Source organism: Wolbachia endosymbiont (group A) of Tromatobia lineatoria (assembly GCF_964028565.1).
In the GTDB taxonomy this organism is placed as follows: Bacteria; Pseudomonadota; Alphaproteobacteria; order Rickettsiales; family Anaplasmataceae; genus Wolbachia; species Wolbachia pipientis.
In genome coordinates this window covers 169,908-196,187 of sequence record NZ_OZ034791.1, presented here as the reverse complement: position 1 = coordinate 196,187, position 26,280 = coordinate 169,908, and the positions used below count along the sequence as shown (strand labels likewise).

19 protein-coding genes are annotated in these 26,280 nt (G+C 35.5%); 8 read left to right on the top strand and 11 right to left on the bottom strand.

Annotation, left to right across the window (positions count from 1 at the left end):
- Positions 1–360: 360 nt before the first annotated feature.
- The 3 genes from ABWU48_RS01035 to ABWU48_RS01025 are packed head-to-tail and all read left to right on the top strand — an operon-like array spanning position 361 to position 2,809.
- Positions 361–1,914: a Mur ligase family protein gene (locus ABWU48_RS01035; RefSeq protein WP_007549232.1), complete on the top strand. Its 1,554-nt coding sequence runs from the start codon at positions 361–363 to the stop codon at positions 1,912–1,914.
- A gap of 6 nt (positions 1,915–1,920) precedes the next feature.
- Positions 1,921–2,511, top strand: coding sequence for a COQ9 family protein (locus tag ABWU48_RS01030; protein WP_353288410.1), 591 nt, complete (start codon positions 1,921–1,923; stop codon positions 2,509–2,511).
- Between the two features lie 4 nt (positions 2,512–2,515).
- Positions 2,516–2,809, top strand: coding sequence for a hypothetical protein (locus ABWU48_RS01025; RefSeq protein WP_010082415.1), 294 nt, complete (start codon positions 2,516–2,518; stop codon positions 2,807–2,809).
- Here the strand turns inward: ABWU48_RS01025 and rsmD are convergent.
- From rsmD to ABWU48_RS00985, 8 genes are all read right to left on the bottom strand, one after another.
- Complete coding sequence (rsmD, locus tag ABWU48_RS01020) at positions 2,806–3,354, bottom strand: 16S rRNA (guanine(966)-N(2))-methyltransferase RsmD (RefSeq protein ID WP_010082416.1); 549 nt, start codon at positions 3,352–3,354, stop codon at positions 2,806–2,808. The two genes, ABWU48_RS01025 and rsmD, sit on opposite strands and share 4 nt — an antisense overlap.
- 122 nt (positions 3,355–3,476) lie before the next feature.
- A complete protein-coding gene (locus ABWU48_RS01015) occupies positions 3,477–4,109 on the bottom strand; it encodes a hypothetical protein (protein ID WP_353288506.1) in 633 nt (210 codons plus the stop codon).
- Entirely contained in the window at positions 4,099–7,806 is a 3,708-nt protein-coding gene (locus ABWU48_RS01010) for a type IV secretion system protein (RefSeq protein ID WP_353288409.1), read from the bottom strand. The genes ABWU48_RS01015 and ABWU48_RS01010 overlap by 11 nt, the downstream gene beginning before the upstream one ends.
- An 89-nt stretch (positions 7,807–7,895) precedes the next feature.
- Positions 7,896–10,874 (bottom strand): type IV secretion system protein, encoded by a 2,979-nt coding sequence (locus ABWU48_RS01005; RefSeq protein ID WP_353288408.1) that lies wholly within the window; start codon positions 10,872–10,874, stop codon positions 7,896–7,898.
- The gene (locus ABWU48_RS01000) at positions 10,871–13,258 is read right to left on the bottom strand and encodes a type IV secretion system protein (protein ID WP_208571613.1); all 2,388 of its coding nucleotides are present in this window, start codon (positions 13,256–13,258) and stop codon (positions 10,871–10,873) included. Before ABWU48_RS01000 ends, ABWU48_RS01005 begins: the two co-directional genes overlap by 4 nt.
- A 9-nt stretch (positions 13,259–13,267) precedes the next feature.
- Positions 13,268–15,832, bottom strand: coding sequence for a type IV secretion system protein (locus ABWU48_RS00995; protein ID WP_353288407.1), 2,565 nt, complete (start codon positions 15,830–15,832; stop codon positions 13,268–13,270).
- Positions 15,825–18,230 (bottom strand): VirB4 family type IV secretion/conjugal transfer ATPase, encoded by a 2,406-nt coding sequence (locus tag ABWU48_RS00990; RefSeq protein WP_010962886.1) that lies wholly within the window; start codon positions 18,228–18,230, stop codon positions 15,825–15,827. The genes ABWU48_RS00995 and ABWU48_RS00990 overlap by 8 nt, the downstream gene beginning before the upstream one ends.
- Positions 18,231–18,239: 9 nt before the next feature.
- Entirely contained in the window at positions 18,240–18,536 is a 297-nt protein-coding gene (locus ABWU48_RS00985) for a type IV secretion system protein VirB3 (protein ID WP_007548615.1), read from the bottom strand.
- A gap of 108 nt (positions 18,537–18,644) precedes the next feature.
- Between ABWU48_RS00985 and ABWU48_RS00980 the strand changes: the two genes are divergently transcribed.
- On the top strand, positions 18,645–20,180 hold the full coding sequence (locus ABWU48_RS00980; RefSeq protein ID WP_353288406.1) for a lysine--tRNA ligase: 1,536 nt from the start codon (positions 18,645–18,647) through the stop codon (positions 20,178–20,180).
- Positions 20,181–20,873: 693 nt separating this feature from the next.
- On the opposite strand, the gene ABWU48_RS00975 is transcribed toward ABWU48_RS00980, so the two are convergent.
- Positions 20,874–21,830, bottom strand: coding sequence for an IS5 family transposase (locus tag ABWU48_RS00975; protein WP_209472359.1), 957 nt, complete (start codon positions 21,828–21,830; stop codon positions 20,874–20,876).
- 34 nt (positions 21,831–21,864) lie between these two features.
- Between ABWU48_RS00975 and ABWU48_RS06270 the strand changes: the two genes are divergently transcribed.
- Entirely contained in the window at positions 21,865–22,059 is a 195-nt protein-coding gene (locus tag ABWU48_RS06270) for a hypothetical protein (RefSeq protein WP_410542084.1), read from the top strand.
- Here the strand turns inward: ABWU48_RS06270 and ABWU48_RS00965 are convergent.
- Positions 22,010–22,153 carry a hypothetical protein gene (locus ABWU48_RS00965; RefSeq protein WP_153801319.1) on the bottom strand — a complete coding sequence of 48 codons (144 nt, stop codon included), beginning with the start codon at positions 22,151–22,153 and terminating at the stop codon, positions 22,010–22,012. The genes ABWU48_RS06270 and ABWU48_RS00965 overlap by 50 nt on opposite strands.
- A 186-nt stretch (positions 22,154–22,339) precedes the next feature.
- Complete coding sequence (gene alaS / locus ABWU48_RS00960; protein WP_353288405.1) at positions 22,340–24,973, bottom strand: alanine--tRNA ligase; 2,634 nt, start codon at positions 24,971–24,973, stop codon at positions 22,340–22,342.
- A gap of 165 nt (positions 24,974–25,138) precedes the next feature.
- On the opposite strand from alaS, the gene ABWU48_RS00955 reads away from it, so the two are divergent.
- The 3 genes from ABWU48_RS00955 (at position 25,139) to rplT (ending at position 26,273) form a co-directional block, all read left to right on the top strand.
- Entirely contained in the window at positions 25,139–25,582 is a 444-nt protein-coding gene (locus ABWU48_RS00955) for a PAS domain-containing protein (protein ID WP_010962890.1), read from the top strand.
- Positions 25,583–25,680: 98 nt separating this feature from the next.
- A complete protein-coding gene (rpmI, locus tag ABWU48_RS00950) occupies positions 25,681–25,887 on the top strand; it encodes a 50S ribosomal protein L35 (RefSeq protein ID WP_007548610.1) in 207 nt (68 codons plus the stop codon).
- A 20-nt stretch (positions 25,888–25,907) separates the two neighbouring features.
- Positions 25,908–26,273 (top strand): 50S ribosomal protein L20, encoded by a 366-nt coding sequence (gene rplT, locus ABWU48_RS00945; protein WP_006279340.1) that lies wholly within the window; start codon positions 25,908–25,910, stop codon positions 26,271–26,273.
- Positions 26,274–26,280: the final 7 nt, after the last annotated feature.

Sequence of the window (26,280 nt, the reverse complement as noted above, 5' to 3'; positions counted from 1 at the left end):
TTTACTAAACAGAAAAAAAGGCAAAAGAAACCCTAGGGTAGCTAGTTATTCACTATCCATTTTTTAAATCGGCGTTTTTTGATGTTTTAAATGCTTTATAAGCGCATTTCAGCTTATATTAGGTAAAAACCTAGAAATTTTATAAAGACATAAGGTGCACATAGTGCAAAAAATTAAACATGGGACGCCAGATACGTGAGTTTTTTTGTCATTTAATCTGTACAGAGAAGATAAATAAATAGCTTCAGTTTCATGATAAGGGGGCTGGCGGAGTTTGTCAAGTAAGTTTTTTGTTTCTATTGAATGACAGTTGTAACCTACGAAAGAAGTCTGTTGTAATTTGTACGATATCTTTATAAAATGGTTCGCATAAGTTATCTAGCAGTGCAACTAAACAAATACAAAAATCAAAACGTCGCGGTTTTTGGTCTTGGTAAAACTGGTTTATCCGCCATTAACGCTCTAACAAAGAGTGGTGCAAGAATATATGCATGGGATGATCATGAAGAGCAAATAGCAAATGCAAAAATGATGTATAAAAAATGTAATTTTATTCATCCCAAGGAATACAATTGGCATGAGATCAGTGCATTGGTTTTAAGCCCTGGAGTGCCAACAGAGCCACATTGGATAGTAAAACTTGCAAGGAGATTTGATTGCAAAATAAAATCAGACATTGAGCTATTTCTTGAAGCTAAAACTACGAACCAGAAGGTAATAGGCGTCACAGGAACAAATGGTAAATCAACCACTACATCACTAATAGGGCACATATTAAAATCTGCAGGGAAAAAAGTAGCTATTGGTGGAAATTTAGGCGTTCCTGTTTTGGATCTAGAAAGAGATGCAGAAATTTATGTAATCGAACTCTCCTCTTTTCAATTGGAGTTGATGAATGAAATTAACGTGGACATTTCAGCACTGCTCAATATTACACCAGATCACATAGATAGGCATGGAAGTATGGAGAACTACATAGCAACTAAATTAAAACTGATAAACGGTAGTGAGGTTGCCGTAATAGGATGTGACAATGAGATTACTGCTGATATATTCAACAAATTCACTGGAGACAAAATTCCAATCTCAGTAACATATTCCCCGATGTCATTCCAGCGCGTGACGCTGGAATCCAGAAAAGAAAAACCATTGCCAACTACTCAGATGACAGAGGGTGGTGCAAGAGATCTAATATCATTGGCAGGTAACAATTTGCTTGATTATAGTGAACAGATTACTGGTATAGATCGAAATTATCTGGATCCCAGTGTCAGCTACTTGGATGACAAAAGGGGCACTGGGATCCAGAAGATCTCGTTAAAACTAGAGAATCATAGCTTATCAGTAAGCGACGTGAAAATAAACCTAATATCCAACGCAGAAAACATAGCAGCCACATATGCCGTATGTAAGGTACTTGGAGTAGATAGCAACACTATTATCAATGGAATCAAGTCCTTTTCAGGACTGAGGCATAGGAATGAACTGCTTGGCAAAATAAGAAATGTGTTTTTCGTGAACGATAGCAAAGCAACTAATGCAAAATCGAGCGAAAAGGCGATCTTATCTTATGAAAACATAAATTGGATCGCTGGTGGAAGAAGCAAAAAAGGTGGAATAGAATCATTAAGCAAGCATTTTACAAGGGTTAGAAAAGCTTTTCTTATTGGAGAATCAACCGAAGCTTTTGCAAATGTTATGGAGAATAAAGTAGATTATGTTAAATGTTGCAATCTAGAAGATGCATTCAGATTGGCTTTTGAAGAGGCCTTAAATAGCGCAGAAGAAGTAACAATATTACTTTCTCCCGCGTGTGCTTCTTTTGATCAATGGAAAAATTTCGAGGAACGTGGTGAAGCATTTTGTAGAATGTTTGAAAATCTCAGGTACAATCACACATGCTGTTTAGTATGATGTTGCGTGGAACAAAAGTTAATAATAGATAAGCTAATTAGGGTTATTCCATTTGAAGGGATAAGCGATGAAACCCTATTAAAGGTGTGCACTGACCTTAATCTAGCTAATAGCTTTTGCAAATTTCAGAATGGAATATATAGCGCTTTGGAGCACATAGCAGAGGACTTAAATAGCTCAATGGAAGCTGAATTAAGAAATTCTAATTTAGAAGATATGAAAGTGCGAGAGCGAGTAAAGTTAGCTATTCAAATACACCTTTCAAACTATGCTAAGCTACCGAATTATAGAGAACTTTTAAAAAATGTTTTATCATTCTCCGTATCACCAAAAAATACATATTTTTCTAGTAAACTTTTATACAGAACTATTAGTGCGATTTGGTATGGCATTCATGACCAATCAACAGATTTTAACTACTATACAAAAAGAGCAATATTAGCTGGAGTGTACTTAAGTACGATACTTTTTTTTATCAATGATTATTCAGAAGATTTTGTGGATATTTTATCGTTTCTTGATAACCGTATCAACAATGTCATGACATTTCAAAAATTCAAAACTCGCTTAAAAGGAATCATAGGAAATTTCTCATAAGCTATTGATTGTTGGTAGAAAAGTACTTGAGCACGATCCTGAAAAGGTTTGTGAAAATAAAAATATTCATGCTGATCATAAAGAACATTTAGTTTATTGTGAGGATAATAATGGTACAACAAAATACACCAGTTACGAAGAAAAAGAAAATAAATTTATTGAAGAAGCACATGAATATTTAATAGACTCTGAATTTAATAAAAATTTTGATCTAGGGCAGTACAGAATAAGTAATTTCTCCGGAAACTTGACGAAAATAGAACTGGAACTCATCAATGAAAAGTATATGCAAGTTTAAGTTGATAGAGAAAGAAAAATTATTCTTGCTATACCGTAAATACGTTCCAAGATTATACTAAAGTCTTTATTGCACTCAAAACCTTCGTTTTTCCTAATCTCTAGAATTATCAATGCATCATCACTTAACCAGCCTGAGTTAGCTAGTCCATTCAACGTTGATTCAACTAGATTGCTATTGTAAGGTGGGTCTATAAAAACTATGTCGCATTTTGAAATAGGTTTTGGTAAGCAGTTAGCACTGCAGCAAATTAGCGTAACATTGTCCGTAATTCCAAAATCTTCTGCTGTTTTTTTAGGCAGTTGCAAATTGTAATAATCTGAATCCACCATGAATGCATGTTTAGCGCCGCGAGAAAGCGCTTCAAATGAAAAAGAGCCACTTCCGCAGAACAAATCAAGTACATTCAAGTTATAAATAGGTTTTCTTGAGGAAAGTATACTAAATATTGCTTCTCGAACAATACTCATAGTTGGTCGTGCAGCTAAATGCTTACCTGTAGTTATTTTTCTTCCGCGATATTTGCCTGCAATGATGCGTAGCATATTAAATAAGCTCCAAAATAATTAATTATTTATACTATATGATTAATGTCAATATGGCTTTAGCAGTTTAATAGAGAGAAGCTATCGAGTCGCTTGTAAGAAAAACACAAACACAAGACTCATCAGTTATCTTTTTCTGATTTGCCTGCTGCATTAATTGCTTGACCAATCTCATCTTGTAAATCATCATAATCATTTTTTTCATCATGATTTAGCCCTTCAATTCTGCTTTCTAACTCTAACTTAATTATAGTATTGATTTTATCTATATTATCAAGAAAGCCTCTACATTCTTCTTCACTATACTCTTCACCAGATGCTTTTTTTTCAATAAATAGGTTTTTAAATCCTGCTAGATCAGAATTCTGATCGGTATTTAGTACAACATTTCTCTCTATGAAGCTAAGATCTGACAGCAGTAAGCTAACCTCTAACAGATCTTCACTTTTCACGCTTTTAAGGTCTTCAAGACTTTCTAAAATACTAAACACCTTAATCCTTTCTTGTACAATCTCTTTGTCTTCCTTATCAAATTCAGACAATAAACTATGATTATCTACAAATTTCTCACTCAAAGCTTTATTCAATTTAGCAAAATTGACATCCTTGTCAAGTGATGTGTTATCCCGCAACAAGTCTACCCTTGCCCTACGCGCATTTAAAATGTCGTCGTAGTCATTTAACTTTATGTTGCCATCTTTGTCTTGCTGCAATTTATAATAATCAAGGCCTTTGAAATTTTTATTAGTCTTCATCTTCAATCCTCTTCTCATCTCCTTTTGCATCTGGTTTCCTCATTGGTTCCGGTAATTTCCTTTTACTGTCTTCTCGATTTCTTTTTTCCTCTCTTTCAGCACGTTTTTTTATAGCTTCCTGGGTATTCATTTCAAAAAGTGCCTTAACGTACTCTTCTGGATTTTTTGGTTCTTTAAATAAAGGCTTAAGATTATAAACTTCGTCTTTTCGATCTCTTTCTTCTTTTCTTCTAGCTCTTTCAGCACGTTTTTCTACAGCTTCTGGAGTGTTCATTTCAAAAAGTGGTGAGAGGTTGTAAACTTTATCTTGATTTCTTCTGCCTTCTCTTTCAGCACGTTTTTCCATACCTTCAAAAGCAGATCCAAAATCATCAATTTCATCTGAACCTTTTGGTTCCGTGCCTAAATTTCGTGTCACTTCATTTGATTGATCAGGCTTATCTTCTTCTGTTGGCTGATCATGCTGTAGTTGATTAGGCTTGTCTTCTTGTTCTGTGCTTAGTTCTCGTACTACCTTATCTGGCTGACCTCCCCCTCGTAGTCGAAGAGGGTCGCCTTCTTCTAGTGGCTGATCATGGTTATCTCTTACTAGTTCCGTGCCTAACTCTCGTTCTACCTTATTTGATTGATCAGGATTGTCTTTTTCTGGTTCTCTCTTACGGCCGATAGTATAATCATGAAGCTTCTCTAAGAAATCTCGCCTATATTCTTTTGCTCTATAGAGTAGGTTATGATCATAGCCATGCTTTCCTATAGAGTCAAGACCATGCTCCCAAGTAAACTTCATAGCATCTTCTATTGTATAGCCCAAATGTGATCCTACGTATCCTTTATAATAATCTAAATATTTACCGATCCTTCTGTGTGTAATATCTTCCTTATCAACTCCAAATGCCCTGTAAATTTTTTCCTCGAGCTTATCAACATCATTTTCAGGCGATGTTGCAAACTTCGTTGCTTCAATAGTAGCACCTACAAATTTACGTGGCACATCAATAGCGTATTTCAGCACTCCTCCAACTCTTGGTACTCTCCCCAGCAGATTAGCTGCACCTCCGGCTAATCTATCCGGTAAATGAGTAGCCCAACTGCCTAAAGACTCAAGTCCTCTACCAGCAAAATTTTGCCACTGCTGTTTGAATCCTTCCATTATGCCAGTCAAAGGCGATGCCTGATACATACTAGATATATTGTAAACGCTGAATCCACCACCAGCGATACTTGAGCCCATTTGTTGTACGAACGTGCGTAAGGAGAACATTAAAAATGAAAGCAAGAATAGTATAAAGATTTCCCCTGCATTGATTAAATAACCTCTCTGTATGTCTTGCACCCTTTGGTAATCGCTATTTTCTTGATAATTTTTGCAATCCTCACAATCTTTACATTTCTGACAGTATTCACTGTTGGGATCCTTATATAAATCATGAAGTTTCAGTATTCTACAACCTTGTTTTTCTACCGCACTCCGCACTAAAGATCTTATTTCATTAATTATTTCCCTATAACTATTGCATTTATTTATATCTTGACAGTAGCGTTTTATTATTTCACTAACATCACCTATCCTTTTCTCTATATTGTTGATCAGTAATATAATGTCAGCCCTCTCTGATGCATGAGATAAACTATTTGTTAAGCGCACTAGATCCTTTTCACTACAGCCATTACTAACTACCATATCACTTTCTGCAATATAATGGTCTGCTGGATTCTCTTTAGTACCAGGAATTGGGTTAAAGAAAGGATAATCTATATAACGAAACCCTTTTTCAATGTAATCCGGTGGAAGAGGGATATACCCAGCACCGCCAGTAAATTTTATTGTACCACCTTCTCTGCTTATCTTTTCTATACCTTCTATGTTCTTATCTACGTTCAGCGGAGAAGCTTCTCCAAGAGTGTAAGGTACGAAAATTTGCCCTGGGGTCCAACCAAAGTACTGCTTATCAACGATACAAAAACCACCAAACACCCATTTTGGAGCACATAACCTTACCTCAAACCATTTATTGTAGCATACAGTAAAACCTAACTGCCTATAAAAGGTATTCATTATAATGGAAGCCAGTAATGACAAGAGAGCAAATATCATAATCGACTGTAAACAAAAGCTGATGCAGAATTTTATCCAACCTTCAAATAGACTTTTCAGCGGTGAAAATAAAATAGAAATTAGAAACAGTGGCATAATGGCTATAAGAAAAGCTATACCCATAAAACCAGAGAGAAATATTATGTAAGCATATAAGCACAGCAAGAAGTATAGCACAATCCCTATGAAAATTGCCGGTATCATAAGAAGGCTTGCCCACATTTGGTAATGTAAAAACGCTGCAAACTTTTTCCAAACAGAATAAGCAAAAAACTTATTGAACATGTCCTCCATGAAGCTAAACAACTTAGCTTCATCTCCTTGAGCAATACTTCCGGTGTTCATGTTGGGAGCAAAATTAGTAATTATACTTATCAATTGTTCAAGACCTTTAACGAATAAAACAAGAAAATGATCATAGAAAAATCTAAAACTTCCAGGAGATATAAGCACTATTACTAGAGTGATTTTCATCATTCTGATGAGCATATCATGCTTAGTTTCTTGTATCATGCCAAAAAGATAAAGAAGCGATGAAATCATTACAAATAGAACAAGCAAGGAAAGAACAAAATTGTGAAAGCTCGTACTTTTTTCAGCTATATTTTCGAACATAGCTTGTGCAACTGCAGGATCATTGCTATTAAAATGTTCTTTGCAATTTTCGTTAATCAATAATACACATTTTAGATAGTTATAAATGTAATCAAAAAACCCAAAACTACTTGGCTGCTGCACTCCACTTAAGAACTCAAAAGAGTAGCCACCTACATTATCTAAGTAATATCTATCTAATATTTTTACATATATTTTCCATCCCTTTTTTAACTTCAACTCATTACAATTTCTGTCCTTTAATTTAGTGTTATCTCTGTCTAAAGTAAAAAATCCATTGTCGCCCTCTGCTGTGGAGTTATAACCTAGATGTACAGTAGGATATTGAGGATCGCGCATTAACTTTAGATTTTCGTTAGGATCATCTTTCCCCGTTTGAAACAAAAGATAAGCACCATGACCATTGGTAAACCAACATGGAGCACCACGTGATACTGTATTTGCGCTATCATCTTCATTAATGCACTTGCAATTTACAGTGCAACTTGTATCAGACTTACTTGAAAATTTTTGTATGCTAGGTTTATAATCATTACAAACTAAGTGAAAATTAGGTAAACTATTATCACTTTGTTTACCTTCAAATTTAGTTGCATATTTTAACTGCTCCAAGCTTTGTAAGGTATAACTGCCTTTTTTAGATTCCTTCTTGTTATTATTACTCCAAGATGTCCATGCACCATTAACTCGCACTTTTAAACTATCTCCATTGGTTTCGAGTCCGGTATCCTCCCACTTCACCACTTGGTTATGGTGAAAACCATAATTAATTTCGCCAGTTTCAGGATCAATAACTTCTCCATCTCCTGGAATAAACGCATCGTGGTCGCTTGAAAAATGAGCGCTTACTGCAATAGGTTTAGGACCAAAATAGTCAGCAGATATACACCTTGGAAAAGGCATATCGTTTTTACTACAACCTGTGATCAGCACATAAGCTGCAAGAAGTAATACCCTAAACCAACATTTGCCTAAACGTGATTGCATATCTAAACTTTTTCCAAATACAGAATAAATTTCTAAAACTTTACTTAAAATATCTTTTTAATTAGTTACTCCATAATATCATTTATATCTTACTCCTCTCCATTTTCTTCCTTGTTTTTAGCTTTAGCACTAGGATCACTTCTTATTGTTTCATCAGAATTTTTTTGCTGATCTGATTGTTTTAATGTTTTAGGTCTATCACTCGTTGTTTTATCAGAACTTCCTTTAGAATCTTCTTTTTTGTCTGGTTGCTTTGGTGTGTTAGGTAATTTAGCCTCAATTTTTCCCCGATCTTTACTCATTTTCTGCTTGATACTCTGTATCATACTTTGGGTCTTATCATCAAGGCCAACGGTTGACAGCATAGCTTGCGATGCGCTCTTAGCAACTGTACCAACACCGCCAGTAACTCCATAACCAGAGCTAAATAGTGTTTGTACCATAGTTTCCGATATAGAAACAAAAGTTTCCATTGCACCGGCAATAATGAGGTATATAAACGCCTGGATTAGGTCTATAGGTAATGCTGCAAAGTGTCCACCAGCCCTTTCTCCGGTACTGAGTGCAACATCAACGCTAGTGCCAGGACTGTATCCAAGAGGCAGTATTGATTTCATCAAGCACAGATCATACGATAAGAAATTTACGCTAATTAAACATTGATAGCATGCAGAAAAATTTGTGAGGTTATATAAAACTGAATACATCAACTGATTTAAAAGAGATAAAAATGAAAATAAAATGACTGGTTCTAATGAAACATGAGCCAACGTTTTTATCCAATTATCAAACAAGGGTTTAGTCTTTTGAAATAGAATAAATACGATAAATAAAGGTGTTAATGACAGTAAAAACGCCACTAGAACAGTAGATATTACATATTTAAACGTAGCGCTAATAATGCATTTTAAGAACATAAAAGTAGCATAGAGTATTGCCAAAAATGCAATAAAGCCAAAAGGACCAGAGAGCATCAACGATAAAAACTTTAGCCAAGTTTCTGTTGTGAATAATACTCCTGCTGTCAAGTCTAAGAATGCAAATTTTCTCCCCCCTTCCCCTATATAGCCAGAAAAGCTATCAACTAAATAAGTGCTACCATCTACAAAAAGTCTGGATAAAGTTGTACCAAAGAGTTCCCAGCTTCTATCGCTAAAGGCAAAAGCTATAAATGCTATCTTGAACATCCTTACAATGAAATCAAATTTACTTAGCTGTATTGTTCCAAGCATATAGCCAATGACAGTAAATATAACGTATAGAGTAAGTAAAGCTCTTACCCCCTGAAGAAGACCTCTTGCATATCCTTTGTATGAATCTTTAACGCTGTCCCCAATTACTTCTTCTTTTATAAATTTAAATACCCCGTTTACATTCGATGAAATAAAATCATTAATTTTTCTTTTGACAAATAAAGTTACACTATACTTATTGTTTTCGTAATATTTGCCATTTTTGTCCGTAATGTCATCTTTCTCTACGTTGCTTACATTGATGCCGAAATATATCTTCTTAGGTTTGCATTCATCTGTTATAGGTTTTTTGTCTTTGCATTCATCTGTTAAAAGACCTCCATCTATTATATAATATACCTTATCCTTTGTTTTATCTAAGTGCTCTACTTTTTTGAAATCATTAGTCTTTGGAGCAGATGGATCCCCTGGCGGGTTATCACCCAAATACACATACAGTTTTTCACCATTGATATATTCACACGATCTAGTCACTTTAACATGGTACCCGCCCCTATTAGCTCCATAGTAACCATAATCTGCTATAGCAAGCATCACACTACTACCATATTTTACATTGTCATTTACTGCATAGTCACTATTTAATTTCAGAGAAAAATCCTCGAAATTGTCACTAATTTGCGAACACACATTATCCTTTCTTGCACCTACTTCATTATCTGGAAGACATTGCATACCTTTATCAGTATCTTGATCACCAAGATCACCAATTTTTGCAACAAGAGCCTCAGCCCAAGATTTATCATCTTCAGTAAAACTACCTGCTTTAACATTCCCTTCCATTTTTTCTAGATAAGAATACATATCACATTTATTTCCTTTATCGTACTTCTTATACCTTATAGAGGAGACACAGTTCCGTTCTCCTGCTCGACCTGAATCATAGCTCCATATACCTTTTCTAGTATAGCATATATTCTGATAGTAACAATTAAGCTCATAAGAACTGTACTTTTTTTTCTCATCCAAACTACAGTTTTTTCCATCACATAACTCATTCAATCCTATTTTAGCTCGGCGTAAATCGAACAGCGAGCCATGTATCCATGGTTCGTTGTTTTTAACATAACCTTTATTAAAATGTACCTTATTATCATATGGAGTGTACCCATTGCCAACTAGCACTTTGCTTTCCTTTGCTTTTGTTTTATCAAGAGGTAAAAATTTTATTTTATTTCTCTTTCCATCCTTGCCCTCACAAAAAAATTCCTCTCCCTCTTGCTTGCTAACATTCAATATTTCACTTGCTGACACTTTTTCACCTCCTTCTTCAGCTCTATAACAATTGTCATCAAAGCTGATACCTTTCCCTCCTGGATTGTCATAATCAATTGTTATTTTTCTGGGAACTAAGCTAAAGCTTAACTTATCACCAGGATTTACTTTAATTCCAGTGTCTACATAACGTCTATTGCTGCCAAATCCTTTACCACCGCACAATTCGTTTTTATTTACGCCTTTTTCATCAACGCCATAATTATTAGGCACATCGTTAATATTTGCAGCTTTACTATAATTTGGTTCTGAGCCATCAGCACAAAAGCTAGCTGGCACAAGTACTTTCCTTGGATTTTTGTCTTCTTTAAAAGGGCAAAAATTTACTGATCCATCGAGGGTGAATTTGATTTCCTCACCCTTACTAATTACTTGACCAGAATCAACCCAATGAATTTTAACTTCTTCACCAGCTTTATGAACTGGAACATCCACGTTAACACTAGTGTTTCTGCTCTGCAACCCAGGTTCGACACAATCCATGTTACAACCAGTGATTGCAAGACACAGTATCAACAATAGTGATCTTTTACTTATCATTGCTGTCTTCCTGGTGGTGGTATCTGAGGCGTTGACCTTTGAGTCCCTTGTGGTATTTGAGGTCTTGACGTACCTGACTGTTGAGAAGCACCTCCTCTTTCTCTTCTTTGAACGCTTTGTTCATCTAACCCTACTGTTCCCATTAAGCTTTGTTGATACTGTCTTCCAGGTTCGCTTGCTACATAAGCACCAAACAACGAGTCAGATATTGTCGAAGAAGCTTCAACTAAAGCTTTCATAGCGTGTCCCAAAATAACAAAAGCCATCATAGCGGTAATATTAGGTGTATATTTGGAAGCATAACCATAAAAAATACAAGGGTTAAAAATCTTTAAGTTAATATTAAGTATACATGTAGAGCAGACCTCAAAATCAAATACTGAATACACAATATAATCCATAACCTGGCTTATCAGTGATATAAAAATTAAAAGCACTACTGGATGAATCGCAAATCTTGCTAAATTTTTAACCCAGTTGTGAAACATCTGCCTAGTATACGCAAATAAAAGACAAATAATAAAAATAGGTGCTAAAGAAAGCAATAACGCAACTATTGCTATAGATGTAATAAAAGAAAATAAGGCATTAAAAATAGATAAGCTCACTGTGATTAAACCCCAAATCACCAAGCAAAAAGATACAATGCCCAAAGGGCCAGAAAATATAAGAGATACTATTAACAATACTGAATGCGATGACAAGAACCTATTGAGCGGCAAATCAAGAAACTCAAAAACATTTGAAGTAGTGCCTCTAAAATTTGCTATTTCTATTAGTTGTTTTGGAGTGTTAATAAATATAGAGAATGCGTTGTTATAAAAAAAGTCCCAGCTATTATCCTGCAATAGCTGGGCGATGATTCCTATCTTTACGCATATAATTAAAAACTCATATATAGAAATATGAGTTAATCCAAAAAAGTAATAAAGAGTATATAAGATTATATATAGTACTAATAGTGATATTATAGTAGATCTAATGGTATTTGTTCTGCTTGATTTTATAAAACTTTCGTAAAGAGACTTTACAGGACTAGTATCAGAGTGAATTGCGTTAGGGTCTTTATAATTAGAGCCGAAAAATGCAGTTTTCACTTTTTCATCAAAGAAATTATATATTGCACTAAAAGTTTTTGTAGGTGGCTCTTTAGTTGTTAGGTTAATACTAAATTGACCTTCATTTTTGTAATCGCAGCCATGGTCTCTTATTCCGTAATATATGGTGCCTGTTTTGTCTTTTAATTTTCCTTTCAAGTTTTCCATGTCATGAACTTTGCTGATATCTACAGATATATCTGCTTGATTTTCACCAGGCTTATGCTCAGGGAATTTATCGGAAACACTTATATACAAGCTATTTTCCAGACTATGGTTCTTCGTTACTCTTATGTTGAACCCGCCTTTGTCATTTGTATTGTAGCAGCTCTTGTCATTTCTGCTACATAGACTAAAAGTTAAACTTGGTATTTGATGGTCATTCTCCATCTTATGATCACAACTAGTACATAAACCACCACCTGGAATGTGTTCAAGAGTTTCATTATCCATACCAACTTTTAGAAATGTAATGTCAGTTTTTACCTGTTTTCCCTTTAATACGTTACTAATAATTTCAGCAACAACAGATTCACCACTAGAATTTAAAGCATTGAATAGCTCAATTTCTATATTATTATATTCAATATACACGCAATCCTCGCCTCTACGACCAGAAGAAAATTTACATATACGTCTACAGAGTGAATTTAAAATGTGCGTATCTATCTTACTTGCACTGCTCTCTGAAAGCTTACTGCAATCTATATTCTCTCCTTGTTTTATAGAGTTAATAATATTTTCAATTTCCTTTTTTCTTTCATCTTGATCTAACTTCGAAAACCAGTACTCTCTTCCACTCAACCATTGCGCATCGCCTATTATATATTTATTAGGACATATCCCATCCTTGCCACCTTGGCATTTCTCTTGATTTAAAACATGTGCAAAATGTTCCGTTTCTTGCTCGCTACACTTTTCGTCGATTTTCAAATACCTGATTTTTGTCTCACTCTCTTTATCTTTACACACTTTACTTCCAATCACACTAAAGCTTATCGTATCGCCTTTTTTAAGTGCAAATGGTAATGCAACGTCATTTCTCCCAGGCCCAATTGCAAAATCTGCATACTGCTTAGGACAAAAATTAACCTTACTAGGCACTATATCAATCTCTGTTACTCTTATTCTATCTGAGATATTAACACCAGAATCAACCCATTTCTGCTCTGTTGACACTATATCTAGTTTTTCACGCAAACCTGATAAATTTTCTGGCTTAATACAGTGATGTTCCCCGCAGCCTGACAGAAAAAAAAACGGTATTATCAGCAAAAATTTTAGCATAAATCCAACTCATTCAGTGCTTTTGTTAACACTCTCGGAGCTACTAGAACCAGAACCTCGAGATTTACTCTTGTCTCCACCACTCAACTTCTTAGCAGCAGCACCAGCAACTCCAGCAACACCCCCAGCAGCAGCTTTGGCAGCAGATAAAGCTTTGCCCACCATTTGTCCAGGTGTCTGACCTGAGCCAAGTGCTGCTCTATGGTTACCAGCAAGTTCAGCAGCCATGCCAGGAAGAATGTTTAAAAAGTGGTAAAAGAGGAATAATACTAAACACAATTTTAATAATTCTCCGATGAGAGAGCTGCCAAACTCCATGTATGTAAAGTCGAATAGACCAAGTATGCTGCTCTTTTTAAAGCTATAATTTTGCATCATACATGCAAGAGTAGTTTCATTTTTATCACATTCCCCATCTTTCAATTTAAACCACTGTTTTTTCTTACTATATGAGATTTCTGCTTGTTTCTTTTCATATGACTTGTCCGGTTGTTCATTTTTATATGACTCGTCCAGTTCAAAATTTAAATTTTTAAAATAGATTTTATCACATGCTATGAACATAAAGGACAAAAACGCAAAAAGGATAACCGGGTATAAGCTATAGGTAATCAACTCTTTCACCCAGCCTTCAAAATATCCTTTGGTGTGTTGGAATAAAACCATAGGAATGAACAAAGGTGATAAAATGATGATTACACTTAAAGCAACTAGAGATAAAATAAATACATAGCACAGCCACAAAATAACCATCATCATCAGAACGGCCATAAATATACAGACAAGAGCTACTAAAATTTGTCCACCAGCAAAAATAATACCGATTACCGAACCTGCAACTAATAAGACAGGAGCAGCACCAAGCAAGACTGCTAACGTTGCAACACCTCCAGTACCAATTTTGCCACCAATTCCATCTAAAGGGGCACCTAAATAAAATAAAATTCTGCAATCAAGCCTATCCCAAGGTGCAAGATAACTGTAAGATACCCTCTTTCCTGCACGAGTATATTCATAATCTGTACCTGCTTTATAATTACATATGCCTTTACTTTCAGATGATGCTTTTAGCACTATCTCTGACAAACCATTTGAGAGACGAGTTAATTCTCCATAATAATGAGACATGGTACTGCCTGTTGTGAAGTAAATCACTAAAGCGAATTTTATGATCAACATATACATTTCTTGAGGCCTCTGAACTCCACCAGACATGGCTTTTATAGAGAACAGTATTAAAGCTAAAACTAAAACAGCAGTTACAGTGTTTTTCAGCCTTTTCTGTGCTACAGATATAAAACTCTCACCATTTGGTGCACCTTTACCTGCAACTAAATTATCTAACGATTCCTTAATGCATTGCACTATCATAGAAGTTACGGGAATAGGAGCTAATGATTTACTCCCTGCCTGGTTATAACAAGCTTCAGAAACATACGAGCTAAAACAGCCAGCATTATCATAACCTACAAAAATTTTCCCCCCTTGTCCGTTGAGTCTTTTTTCTTTAGATCTGATAATAGTTTTATAGTCATCATCATTACCAATAGGAACTTTTTCCTCTCCTGTACCATCTTTATTTTTGAATATCATCACAGATTTTTCACACATAGGAGCAAGTGGGTCAGGTGGCAATTCCGTGCACCCCATATCAACCCCTTGCGGCCAAGGAGTCATTTCGATACCAAGCATGCTAACACTGGCTAACTCCACACATAATCTGCCCGTTTTTCTCACTGCTTTGAATGTAGCTCCATGTATGGGTTCGCTCTGTCCTGCTTTGAGAACTCTACATTCCAGACCACCATCAACCTTCGAGGACCATGACCCATCTACGTATCCAGTGTCTTTCTCCCTGACATCAAAGTCTATGTATCCAGGTTTTCCTCTGGAATTAAAGTCTACCTTATTAAAAAGATTACCAAAAGTTAAAGGGTTTCGATGACATACTTCTATATATTCACTGTATTGCACACCATTTTTTGGCCAGTAATAACTCTCTGTACTCTCCTGAACGTTAGAATTTAAGGCTTCTTTTTCTGCTCTTTTCCCGTCATAATCTTTTTTGTTCACGTCTTCCCGAGCTTTATTTTGCAAACAAGAAAAATATTCCTCTTCTGTTTGGTAATTTTCATTGGTGCAGCCACTATAACCTGTGTCTTCTAATTTAAAATTTTTGTATTTTCCATCATGATCACGTGCAACTGGGTGTTTAACAAAACTATGTTCACAAACAACAAGCCCTCCTATCGCTTTCCAGACTCCAACAATTGCAGCTATCATTCCAACAATAACAAGAGCGGTAAACAAACCAGCAGAAGAAACGATCAAAACAATGCCAGTAAATATTGCGCCAACAGCAATCGCTATTCCAGCAAGTGCTGCAGCTGTTTTAAACGCTCCACAATCAGGATTAGAGGCACGACTAAAACTGCCAGTGGAATTAAATCTGCTAACAAATTCTGTCTTGTCAGTACCACTTACTCCATCTGCAAGCACTGGATATGAGAGTAAAAAGTCTATATTTAGTAAAAATATCGCAATTAATAGCAATGACAGCTTAGTCTTAAACATTTTTTACCTTCTGATAAAATATAGGCAACCATACTTTTGGGTTGTCCCCAACTTCATTTAATATATCGTGTAACAATAGAACACTTTCTGCACGTCCGGATAATACGTTGATTATATCATCCAGGCCTTTTAAGTCTATTCTAGCTACTACAGCATTGACTCCTTGTTTCACCAAAAAGAATCTAGTACTCGGATCTGTGTGCTTAATTAATATATATTCACGTTCAGTTAACATAAAAACATCCCGATAGACACTAGTAGCTTTCAGATTTGGTAAAAAAATCTGTGTCGCTGTTTGTTGTACAAGCGTATCGCTAATAGTACTTTTACTTGCATCCTCAACACTCTGAGTAGCAAAAATCACAAAAGCATTTAGTTTTCTCAGTACCTTCAACCAGTCTTTTATCTTGGGTGCAAAAACTGGATTATCTATTAACGCCCATGCCTCATCAAGAACGATAATAGATGGAGTGCCATCAAGAGATATACTAATCCTATGAAATAAATAAATCAAGACCGGTCCAAGAGCAACAGGATCTTTGAGCAAGCTAGCCATCTCAAAACCAAATACTCTTGCTCGTGAAAAATCTAGCAAATCTTCTTTATTGTCAAATATTGCAGCATGAGAACCATTATCATGCCACATAGATATTGCCCCAGCTAGAGTATCAGGACCTGCAAGCCCTAAAAACGGTACGAGGTTTCTCAAGAATCTGTCTTCTTTTCTTAATTTAAAATTTCCTTCAATTGCATCATTAATTCGTGCAATATCTTCTGAAGTAAATTTATCATTATATACCGAAATTAAAGACTTTATCCACTCCATTAAAAATGTTCTATTATCAGAGGTATCATCAAGTTGTAAAGGATTAAAATTTGTTTTAGTTCTTGGTTCTATTACAGTATAGATACCACTAAGTGCTCTTAAGAAAATCTCTGCACCGCGATCTTTATCAAAAAAGAATATCCTTGGAGAAAACTTCATCGCTTGGGCACACAGGAAATTCATTAAAACAGTTTTACCAGCACCAGTTGGGCCAATTATCATAGTGTGTCCAACATCCCTTATATGAAAGTTGAAAAAAAATGGAGTACCAGATGTCGTGTCAAAAACTGTAACGGCATCTCCCCAGTGGTTATTGAATTTATTACCAGTAGGATAATTATGTTGAGATGCAAATCCAGCCAAATTAAGACTACTTATTGTAGCTTTTCTCACTATATAATCGAAATTACCAGGAATTTGCGCCCAAAATGCTGGTTCAAGGTTAACTCTCTCACGTATAGGGTAAACACCGCAATTAGAAAGCTCTGATTCTACCAACGACAGAGCGTTATCCAATGATTTAGGACTTTTTTCTATACATAAAATAGTCAGGTGATGTTGACCAAACGCAATCTTACCACTCATTGCGTCATCAAGCGCTTGAGAAATTTCTGCTATTTGAGAAATAGCTTTATCTGCAGACTGTATCATTCGATTTTGCTGTATCTGCATTTTTCCAATCGCCATTTGCCTGTTTATAAATTGAAAAGATTGCGTAATTATAAACTCGTAAGGAAGTTGTAAAAACGAATCAAGCATTCCTGCAGAAGTATGATTTCCATATTCTTTGATACTAATTATTCCAGCATATTTACTCTCATTATGAGTCACAACCTGTATCATCTTACGGCCAAAGAATAACCTATGTACTGGTAAGTATCTTGATATTTCAGTTCTTAGCGGAAAAAGCGTATTTGTAACGAAGCCACAATTTACGATTCTAGATAGAAACTCCATTATTTCGCAGAACAAACCATCTGGAGTTTCTTTTACTCCAAGAATTTTAGGCGAATAATTTCTAAGGCTTGTCACTACACGATTTGTCGTTTCCTCTAAATCTTCATACGTGGCACGTATATCACTTTCCCAAGCATGTTTTGAAGTTACATGTCCGAATTTTTTTAGTAGATGTGACAAAAATTCTACTCCTTTTGTGTCCGCTCTACGGATAATCGTAATGTATAGGTCATTAATAAATGATTGCCTTGTTGCGTGTTTTTCTCTCCATTTTAGATTTACGTGATTAGCGAAAAAATTCGGCAAACCTTGACTTGCAAATTCATCAGAAAAAATATTTTTCTTACGTCTGATAGTATGAAAATACAAACTAAATGCCGGAGATGAAATGCTTCTTAGCATCTGATTCCTGATGTTGTTCTGTATGACTAAATCCTCGTCATCGGCAGTTTCAAATGCAAAACCACTTAATTTTATAACCTTAACCAACCAATTTTCTTTTGTCATCAAGGTTGTGCTATTCCAATAGCAAGAATAAGGAATAAATTCAGCAGCGTGAACTTCCCTGTTCAGAGTAGATTTATTCTTTGATTGAATAGCCCTAAACCTCAGCATCACACAACGTTAAGCAATATCATAAGAATTGGCTCCATGGTAAAAACGATTTAAACATTTCGAGCACTTTCCCAATTTTACCATAAATAATTCAATAAACAACGGTTCTTTTGCAGAAGCTATATAACCAAGTCCATGTATACCTGGTAACATTAAGAGAATCACTCTTAAATCATTTGAATTAATGAAAATTAGCATGCAAATCAGGACGTTTAATATTGCAAACATATAACTCACACCAAAGAGCATTGCAGGTCTTGTAAGACCTTTAAATAATTGATCTGTTTGTATACTACCTGTGGACATATCTTTAACCTTCTAATAATAGCTCTAACACTAATACTATATCATTATATTAAAAATCCATTGAAACTAGTAGCACTTTAAGTTAAGATACATTATTTAATCCCGATAATGACAAATTGGCCATTTCAAGAAGCAGAAAAAATATTGCAAGAGTTTCCTAATAAAAAAGAAATAATATTTGAAACTGGTTATGGACCCTCTGGTTTACCCCACATAGGAACCTTTGGAGAGGTTTTCCGCACTACAGTTATTGTAAATGCATTAAAAAAAATAGCTCCTGGTATAAAAACCAAAATCATTGCAGTTTCAGATGATATGGATGGTTTGCGAAAAATACCAGATAATGTGCCAAATCAAGAGATGCTAAGAGAGCACTTAAATAAACCATTGACTATGATACCTAATCCATTTGGCACTCATCAGAGTTATGGTCATCATATGAATTCATTGTTGTGTAAATTTCTTGATATGTTTGAATTTGAATACGAGTTCAGGAGTGCAACAGAGTGTTATAAATCTGGCGTTTACGATGAAAAACTTTTACTCTTACTGAAAAATTATGATAAAGTGATGGACGTAATGCTTCCATCATTTCGGGAAGAAAGACAGCAGACTTATAGTCCATTCTTGCCAATATGCCCAAAAACTTCTCAAGTTTTACAAGTTCCAGTAATTGAAACAAATACAGAGAAAGGAACAATCACATATGAAGACCCAAACGGGGAAAAAATAGAAGTTCCAGTGACAAAAGGAAAATGTAAACTGCAATGGAAACCTGATTGGGGAATGAGGTGGGCCGCATTTGGAGTAAATTACGAAGCTCACGGAAAAGATTTAACTCCATCTGCTGTGCTTTCAAGTCAAATATGTGAAATACTTGGAGAAAAGCCACCACTTCTGTTTTGCTACGAGCTTTTCCTTGATAAAGAAGGAAAGAAAATATCAAAATCAAAAGGAAATGGCATTTCAATTGAAGAGTGGCTAACTTACGCACCAACAGAGAGCTTAGCATTGTACATTTTTCAGAGTCCTAAAAAAGCTAAACGTTTATATTTTGATGTGATACCAAAATCAACTGATGAATATTTAGAATTTGTAAAGCGTTATCATGAGAACAAAGAAAAGGATATAAATAATCCTGCTTGGCACATTCACCAGGGCAATGTTCCCAGTATAGAAACTTCAGGCATAAATTTCTCACTACTTTTAAACCTAGCAGCAGCTTGTAATGCTGAAAACAAAGAGATCCTATGGGGTTTTATATCCTCTTATGCACCAAACGTTACACCAGAAAATAATAAAATGCTTGATAGACTTTCAGACTTTGCAGTAAAGTATTATCACGATTTTATCAAGCCAACAAAATCATATAAAACTCCAAATGAAAAAGAAAAAGCAGCGTTACTAGATTTGAAGGACACTTTACATTCTCTATCTACAACTGCTACTGCTGAAGAAATTCAATCTCAGGTATTTTCTATTGGAAAAAAATACGATTACACCAACTTACGTGACTGGTTTCAGCTATTATATGAAACGTTACTTGGCCAAAAAACCGGTCCAAGAATGGGATCTTTCATAAAGCTTTACGGAATAGGTAATACGATTTCTCTCATAGAAAGCGCTACTAAATGTATACTTTAGAGTTTACCTCCTTTCATTTGAGCTCTTTAGTTTTAATAAGAATTCCTTGACAAACTCCGCTAGCCCCCTTATCATGAAACTGAAGCTATTGTATTTGCTTTCTCCAATCTGCAGATTAAAAGGTAAGGATTACTTAATGTATCGGCGTCTTATGTTCAATTTTTTGCAGTATATAGATACTGTATGTCTTTACAAAACTTCATCTACATCTAGATTTTTATCTAAATAAGCTGAACGCGCTTATAAAGCGTTACAAGACATCAAAAAATGCCAATACTCGACAGAGATAGTAAAAGACTAGCTAACTCGGGGATTCTTTGTCTTTTTTTCTGCTTAGTAAATTTCTTAAACGTTTGCAGCGTAAGTTAGTTGCAATTAAAAGCAGCTTAATTTCGCTTGTCAAGCGTTTAAAACATAAAAAACGCCAATATTTTAAAGCGGATAATAACCACGGGGCTTCTTTTGCCTTTTTTTTCATTTGGTAAATTTCTTAATGTTTGTGGCTGAACGACAACCGTCATCCCGCTACTTGTTAGCGGGATCTCTTGTTAGCGGCTGAGATACCGCGAATGAATCGCGGTATGACGGTTCGCGGCGGCATGACGATAAGGTTTATACCTTGTCATCCCAGTGCTTGACACTGGGATGGCTTTGTTGCATCGCTCTTCGGATAGTAGGTAACGCACAATAAATTTATGAAGCTATCTCAAATTTAGCCATACCAATATCAGTGAACTTATTGAGCAAATAGCATTTAACAAGTAGTTCCTTCTCTCTATTTGTCTCAGATTTATTCCTAAAACTAAACCCGAATGTTTGTTTCAGTCGCGAGAAAAAACTTTCTATATAAGATCTTTTTCCATAACTCATCTCTTTTTTCCACTTCTTTATACTATCTTCATCATATGACTTTATGAGCTTGACTGCAGAATTTCTCTCAGCCATATAGTCTAACTTTGGATGCTCTGCTGCGTTGTTTTTCGGAGGAATTTTCGTTTTTATACCATATTGATTACACAGCTTATAGAGCTTTTCTCTGTCATATGCCCTATCTGCATATAGTACTTTTATGACATACTGAAAATCGACTTCTTTTAGCAAATCACAAGCTCCATAGTGATCAGAGTAGACACCGTTACTGTATTTTACAGCTATGGCTTTTTTGCTGTTTGTATTCAACATTACATGCAATTTTCTTGTCTGTTCATAGCTGCGATACTTTCTATCTTCGCTATTTTCTTTGCTATGACCAGGAGTGTTGTTGTATATACTAATTCCTGTACTGTCTATAGCAATTTCGATATCTTCCATATTATTTTTATCAATTCTGCAATCATTGATCTTAATATTGAGTTTCTTAAACCTTCTTGATGATTGTGAATAGCTGATAACTTGCAAATTTTTCCCAATTTGCTCAAGGTATCCTGCTATAAACCCAACTGTTTGCCTCAGGCCTATTCTAAATAAACAAGTTATTATGTGCACCAAAATTACAACTTTATCGCTATAAATATTGTTGCCACCTGGTATTTTTGGACCATTCTCGTACCACTTTTCTATGGCTTCGTTGATATAATGAAAAATATTTCCTCTTTTTTCTAGAAATTTGTTATATTCGCTATGGTTACTGACCCTCATTTTTTGTGGCATATTTTTTCTTTCAAGGTTAAATGGCTATTTTATAATGAATTTTGTCAGTAGCCACCAGATTTTTTCAGTTGCTATGCAACAAAGCCCACTGGGATCCAGCTTTCTTTATAAATTCACCAAAAGTGCTTCATTCTATAACGCAAAACCCATACTCACCAAATCCAATGCATTACTTGCAATTAAGTTTCCTGGATCCCAGTGTCTGGGCACTGGGATGACACCATCATAAAGGAATCAGTGTCAGCTACTTTCATGACACCATTCTTTTTCCTGGATCCAAGTAGTCGAGCTACTTGGATGACAGCTAGCCTGACAACCGTCATCCCGCTACCTGTTAGCGGGATCTATGCTAAGAGATACCGCGAATGAATCGCGGTATGACGGTTTGCAACGGTATGACGGTTCACGGCGGCATAGTAATTCGTCATCCCGCTGCTTGTTAGCGGGATCTCTTGTTAGCGGCTAAGAGATACCGCGAATGAATCGCGGTATGACGGTGTAGACGATGGTTAAGTATCCCGCTGCTTGTTAGCGCCGCGGCGGTATGACGGTTCGTGGTGGTATGACGTAGAGTGCTTAGAAGCTGTTATTTTGCTATAAATGGCTGTAATGGCATCATCTATTTTATTGCTATCACAGCCTGTTTGTGCAAGTTCAGCATTCCCACCACAGTTCTTTTTAACTGCTATGGATATTAGTTCTTTTGCGCTAATCTTATTGATTAAGTCTTTACTTACTTTAATAATCAAGACTGTTTTATCTTTTTCTGTTGCCGTAAAAGCTATTACCGTTTTTGGTTTTTGTTGCTGCAAAACAAACTCTCTTATTACATTTGCTGGAATATCAGTGAAAGTGTGGCTTATAAAATTTATTCCATTTATTTCGGTGCTTTTTATATTCTCTGCACTCACAAGCTTTTTATATAGGTTTTTTATTTTGGTTTCGGATTTTTTGTGTTCTTGACTTAAAATACTTAATCTGCTTGTTATTTCACTCACTGGCGCTTTTACGAATTCTGCAACTTTTTTTAAGTTAATTTCATTATCACGTACATAATTGATTGCTTCCTGACCAGTTAAAGCTTCAATTCTCCTCACTCCAAAAGCAACAGAACTCTCTGTTACTATCTTAAATAAACCGATTTCTCCAGTATGTTCAACGTGCGTGCCACCACACAGTTCCCTTGAATCTCCAATCTTCACTACTCTTACTTGATCGCTATATTTTTCGCCGAATAACGCCATAGCTCCTTCGTCTATTGCCTGATTCATGCTTTGAATTTTTGTAGATGCGGAAAGATTTTCTCTGATTAGAGAGTTTACCATATCCTCTACCCAAAACAACTGATCTTGAGTCATTTGAGTGTTATGGCTGAAGTCGAATCTCAGTCTATCTGGTGCAACTAGGGAACCTTTTTGAGTGACATGATCACCTAGAATTTTTCTGAGTGTAAAGTGCAGAAGATGTGTAGCTGAATGATTTCTTCTTAAGGCTTGCCTTCTTTCCTTATCTATGCTTGCTGTAACTGTGTCACCTTTACACATTGAGCCAGATTTAACTATGCATCTGTGCAAATATAGGTCATTAACCTTATTGGTATTCTCGACTATAATAATACTTCTACCAGGTTTGATCAGACTGCCAGTATCTCCCACTTGTCCACCTGACTCGCCATAAAAAGGTGTTTTATCAAGTATAATGGTTATCTTTTCTTCCTCCTTTGCAGAATCAATTACTTCATTTTTAGAGGAAACTATAGCTAGTATTTTCGCATCACTTACTTCATTGAACTCATAACCAACAAATTTTGTTTTGCCAAATTTATTGATCAAATCAAACCATACTTGCTCAACAGATTTTTCACCAGATCCAGCCCATTTAGCACGTGCTCTCTCTTTTTGTTCTCCCATTGCATCATCAAAACCCTTCTGGTCAAAATTTATTTTTTTCTCTTTTAAAATATCAAGTGTAATATCCAAAGGAAATCCGTAGGTGTCATATAGCTTAAACGCTGATTCTCCAGGCAAAGTATCGCCCGATTTTAAATCTGTAGTGAATTTCTCCAGGAGATTGATACCTTTCATCAAAGTGTCTTTAAAGTTTTCTTCCTCTGATTTTAACGTCGTTTCTATTAAGCTTTTAGCTCTGACTAATTCAGCTCCCATATAAGCCGAACTCGTGCTATCTATCAACACTGGAAAAATACGATGGAGTAGGGAATCATTATATCCAAGCAGGTGAATATAACGTGTGGCTCTCCTAATTAATCTGCGTAATACGTAATTCCTGCCCTCATTTCCAGGAAGCACTCCTTCTGCAATGAGAAATGCAGCCGCGCGAAGATGATCTGCTATGATCTTATGCGCTATTTTATTTTCCGTTCTTCCACAGTACTCTTGTGATTTACTTATCAGAGCAGAAAATAGATCAATATCATAGTTATCATGGACGTTTTGCATAACAGCCGCTATTCTTTCAAGGCCCATTCCAGTATCGATGCATTTTTTTGGCAATTTGTGTAAATTACCTTCTTCATCTTTGTTAAACTCCATGAATACCAGATTCCAGATTTCAACAATTCTATCGCCCTCTTGTAAATTAGGACTCCCATGGTCATAAAAAATTTCAGAACATGGACCGCACGGACCAGTGCTTCCCATACTCCAAAAGTTATCATCCGTTGTAATTCTTATGATTTTATCACTTGAAAAGCCACTTATCTTACGCCAAATCTCGTACGCCTCATCATCAGTATGGTAGACGGTTATGGATAGTCTGTTTTTATCAAGAGATAACTCTTTAGTGATAAATTCCCACGCAAATTCTATCGCAGTTTCCTTAAAGTAATCACCGAAGCTAAAATTTCCGAGCATTTCAAAAAATGTGTGATGCCGAGTTGTATAGCCAACATTTTCCAGATCATTGTGTTTACCGCCTGCTCTTAGGCACTTTTGACTTGAGACAGCACGTTTCATTTCAGTTTTTTGAGCACCAGTAAAAATATTTTTAAACTGCACCATACCAGCATTTGTGAACATGAGCGTTGGGTCATGTTCTGGAATCAAAGGAGAAGAAGAAACCTGCTCGTGGTCATTATTTACAAAAAATTTTATAAATCTTTCTCTGATTTCGTTTAGCTTCATCGTTTTTATTGAGGTTATCTATAAATAATAAGTTGTAATGGAAATAAAATCAATACCACTCTCTAGATCTCAGAACTTCTAGTAACATGCACCTTGTGGTAAGAAAAAATCAATATATTCACGATAAATTTACCTCATATCTGTGTTTTATATGTGGAAATTGGAATGGAAATTTATGTAGGCAAAGAAAAAAGAATAGCAAATGTGGTGACTCAACACTGGAATGACATAAAAGGATCAGACAGAGATTGGCCAGAAAGGCATGAAATAGACACTGCAGAAATAATGGAATCATGGCAGCATTGTTTTGTCATTGAAGTCAAGGATCAAGGTTATATTTGTGAAAATGCAGGAGAAAAGGCTGTTGAATTCTATGGTTTTGAGAAAAAGACGCGCATTGATAATAAGTATGCAATTGATGCACCATTTTTGCGACTATATAAAATAGATGCAGTTATTGATAAACTTGATACTGTAATAGAGAGTAAATGCCCGATCAATGAAGAGGAAGAAAGTGAAAGTGTTAAAATGAGGCAAGTATTGTTGCCACTTGGGAATAAAGAAGGTATAACACACATATTGGGCGTAATTACTTTTAAACTCCTTTAATATACAATTTTAATTTGATTCTTTAATAAAATTATTTATACTAATGCTTAATTACTATTAAAGAACTCAATAGTAGTGCTTGTAAATTTATTTGGAATATGAAGAAAATAAAATTAAAAACCAAATCTTCTGTGAAAAAGCGCTTTCACCTTACAGCTAAGGGTAAAGTTATTTCTACTCAGTCAGGCAAAAGGCATGGCATGGTAAAGAGAAGTAAATCTAATATTCGTAATCAGCGCGGTACAACGATTCTTGGTAAATCTGACTCGCGTATAGTTAAGCTTCATATGCCTTACGGTATTTAACAAAATGGAGGTAAAATAAAATGGCTCGGGTAAAACGTGGAGTCACTACTCACGCTCGTCATAAAAAAATATTGAAACTGGCAAAGGGTTATAGAGGGCGCGCAAAAAGTTGTTATAGAATTGCATTACAAAGAGTTGAAAAAGCACTGCAATATGCTTATAGAGACAGAAGAACCCGTAAACGTGATTTCCGTAGCTTATGGATAATACGTATTAATGCAGCAGCAAGAGAGCATGGGCTTACTTATGGTAGGTTTATGCATGGTCTTACACTTGCCGGCATTGATTTAAATAGAAAAATTCTTGCTGAGATGGCAGTTAATTATAAGGATGATTTTGCCAAATTAGTAGAAACTGTAAGTGGTAAATTAGCGGAGAATTCTTAAAGCAAAA

What these genes read in the sequence shown, in the direction of transcription:
- ABWU48_RS01035 (WP_007549232.1), top strand. Translation starts at nt 361, where the DNA reads ATGGTTCGCATAAGTTATCTAGCAGTGCAACTAAACAAATACAAAAAT.
- rsmD (WP_010082416.1), bottom strand. Translation starts at nt 3,354, where the DNA reads ATGCTACGCATCATTGCAGGCAAATATCGCGGAAGAAAAATAACTACA.
- ABWU48_RS01015 (WP_353288506.1), bottom strand. Translation starts at nt 4,109, where the DNA reads ATGAAGACTAATAAAAATTTCAAAGGCCTTGATTATTATAAATTGCAG.
- ABWU48_RS01010 (WP_353288409.1), bottom strand. Translation starts at nt 7,806, where the DNA reads ATGCAATCACGTTTAGGCAAATGTTGGTTTAGGGTATTACTTCTTGCA.
- ABWU48_RS01005 (WP_353288408.1), bottom strand. Translation starts at nt 10,874, where the DNA reads ATGATAAGTAAAAGATCACTATTGTTGATACTGTGTCTTGCAATCACT.
- ABWU48_RS01000 (WP_208571613.1), bottom strand. Translation starts at nt 13,258, where the DNA reads ATGCTAAAATTTTTGCTGATAATACCGTTTTTTTTTCTGTCAGGCTGC.
- ABWU48_RS00995 (WP_353288407.1), bottom strand. Translation starts at nt 15,832, where the DNA reads ATGTTTAAGACTAAGCTGTCATTGCTATTAATTGCGATATTTTTACTA.
- ABWU48_RS00990 (WP_010962886.1), bottom strand. Translation starts at nt 18,230, where the DNA reads ATGCTGAGGTTTAGGGCTATTCAATCAAAGAATAAATCTACTCTGAAC.
- ABWU48_RS00985 (WP_007548615.1), bottom strand. Translation starts at nt 18,536, where the DNA reads ATGTCCACAGGTAGTATACAAACAGATCAATTATTTAAAGGTCTTACA.
- ABWU48_RS00980 (WP_353288406.1), top strand. Translation starts at nt 18,645, where the DNA reads ATGACAAATTGGCCATTTCAAGAAGCAGAAAAAATATTGCAAGAGTTT.
- ABWU48_RS00975 (WP_209472359.1), bottom strand. Translation starts at nt 21,830, where the DNA reads ATGCCACAAAAAATGAGGGTCAGTAACCATAGCGAATATAACAAATTT.
- ABWU48_RS06270 (WP_410542084.1), top strand. Translation starts at nt 21,865, where the DNA reads ATGAATTTTGTCAGTAGCCACCAGATTTTTTCAGTTGCTATGCAACAA.
- ABWU48_RS00965 (WP_153801319.1), bottom strand. Translation starts at nt 22,153, where the DNA reads ATGACGGTTGTCAGGCTAGCTGTCATCCAAGTAGCTCGACTACTTGGA.
- alaS (WP_353288405.1), bottom strand. Translation starts at nt 24,973, where the DNA reads ATGAAGCTAAACGAAATCAGAGAAAGATTTATAAAATTTTTTGTAAAT.
- ABWU48_RS00955 (WP_010962890.1), top strand. Translation starts at nt 25,139, where the DNA reads ATGGAAATTTATGTAGGCAAAGAAAAAAGAATAGCAAATGTGGTGACT.
- rpmI (WP_007548610.1), top strand. Translation starts at nt 25,681, where the DNA reads ATGAAGAAAATAAAATTAAAAACCAAATCTTCTGTGAAAAAGCGCTTT.
- rplT (WP_006279340.1), top strand. Translation starts at nt 25,908, where the DNA reads ATGGCTCGGGTAAAACGTGGAGTCACTACTCACGCTCGTCATAAAAAA.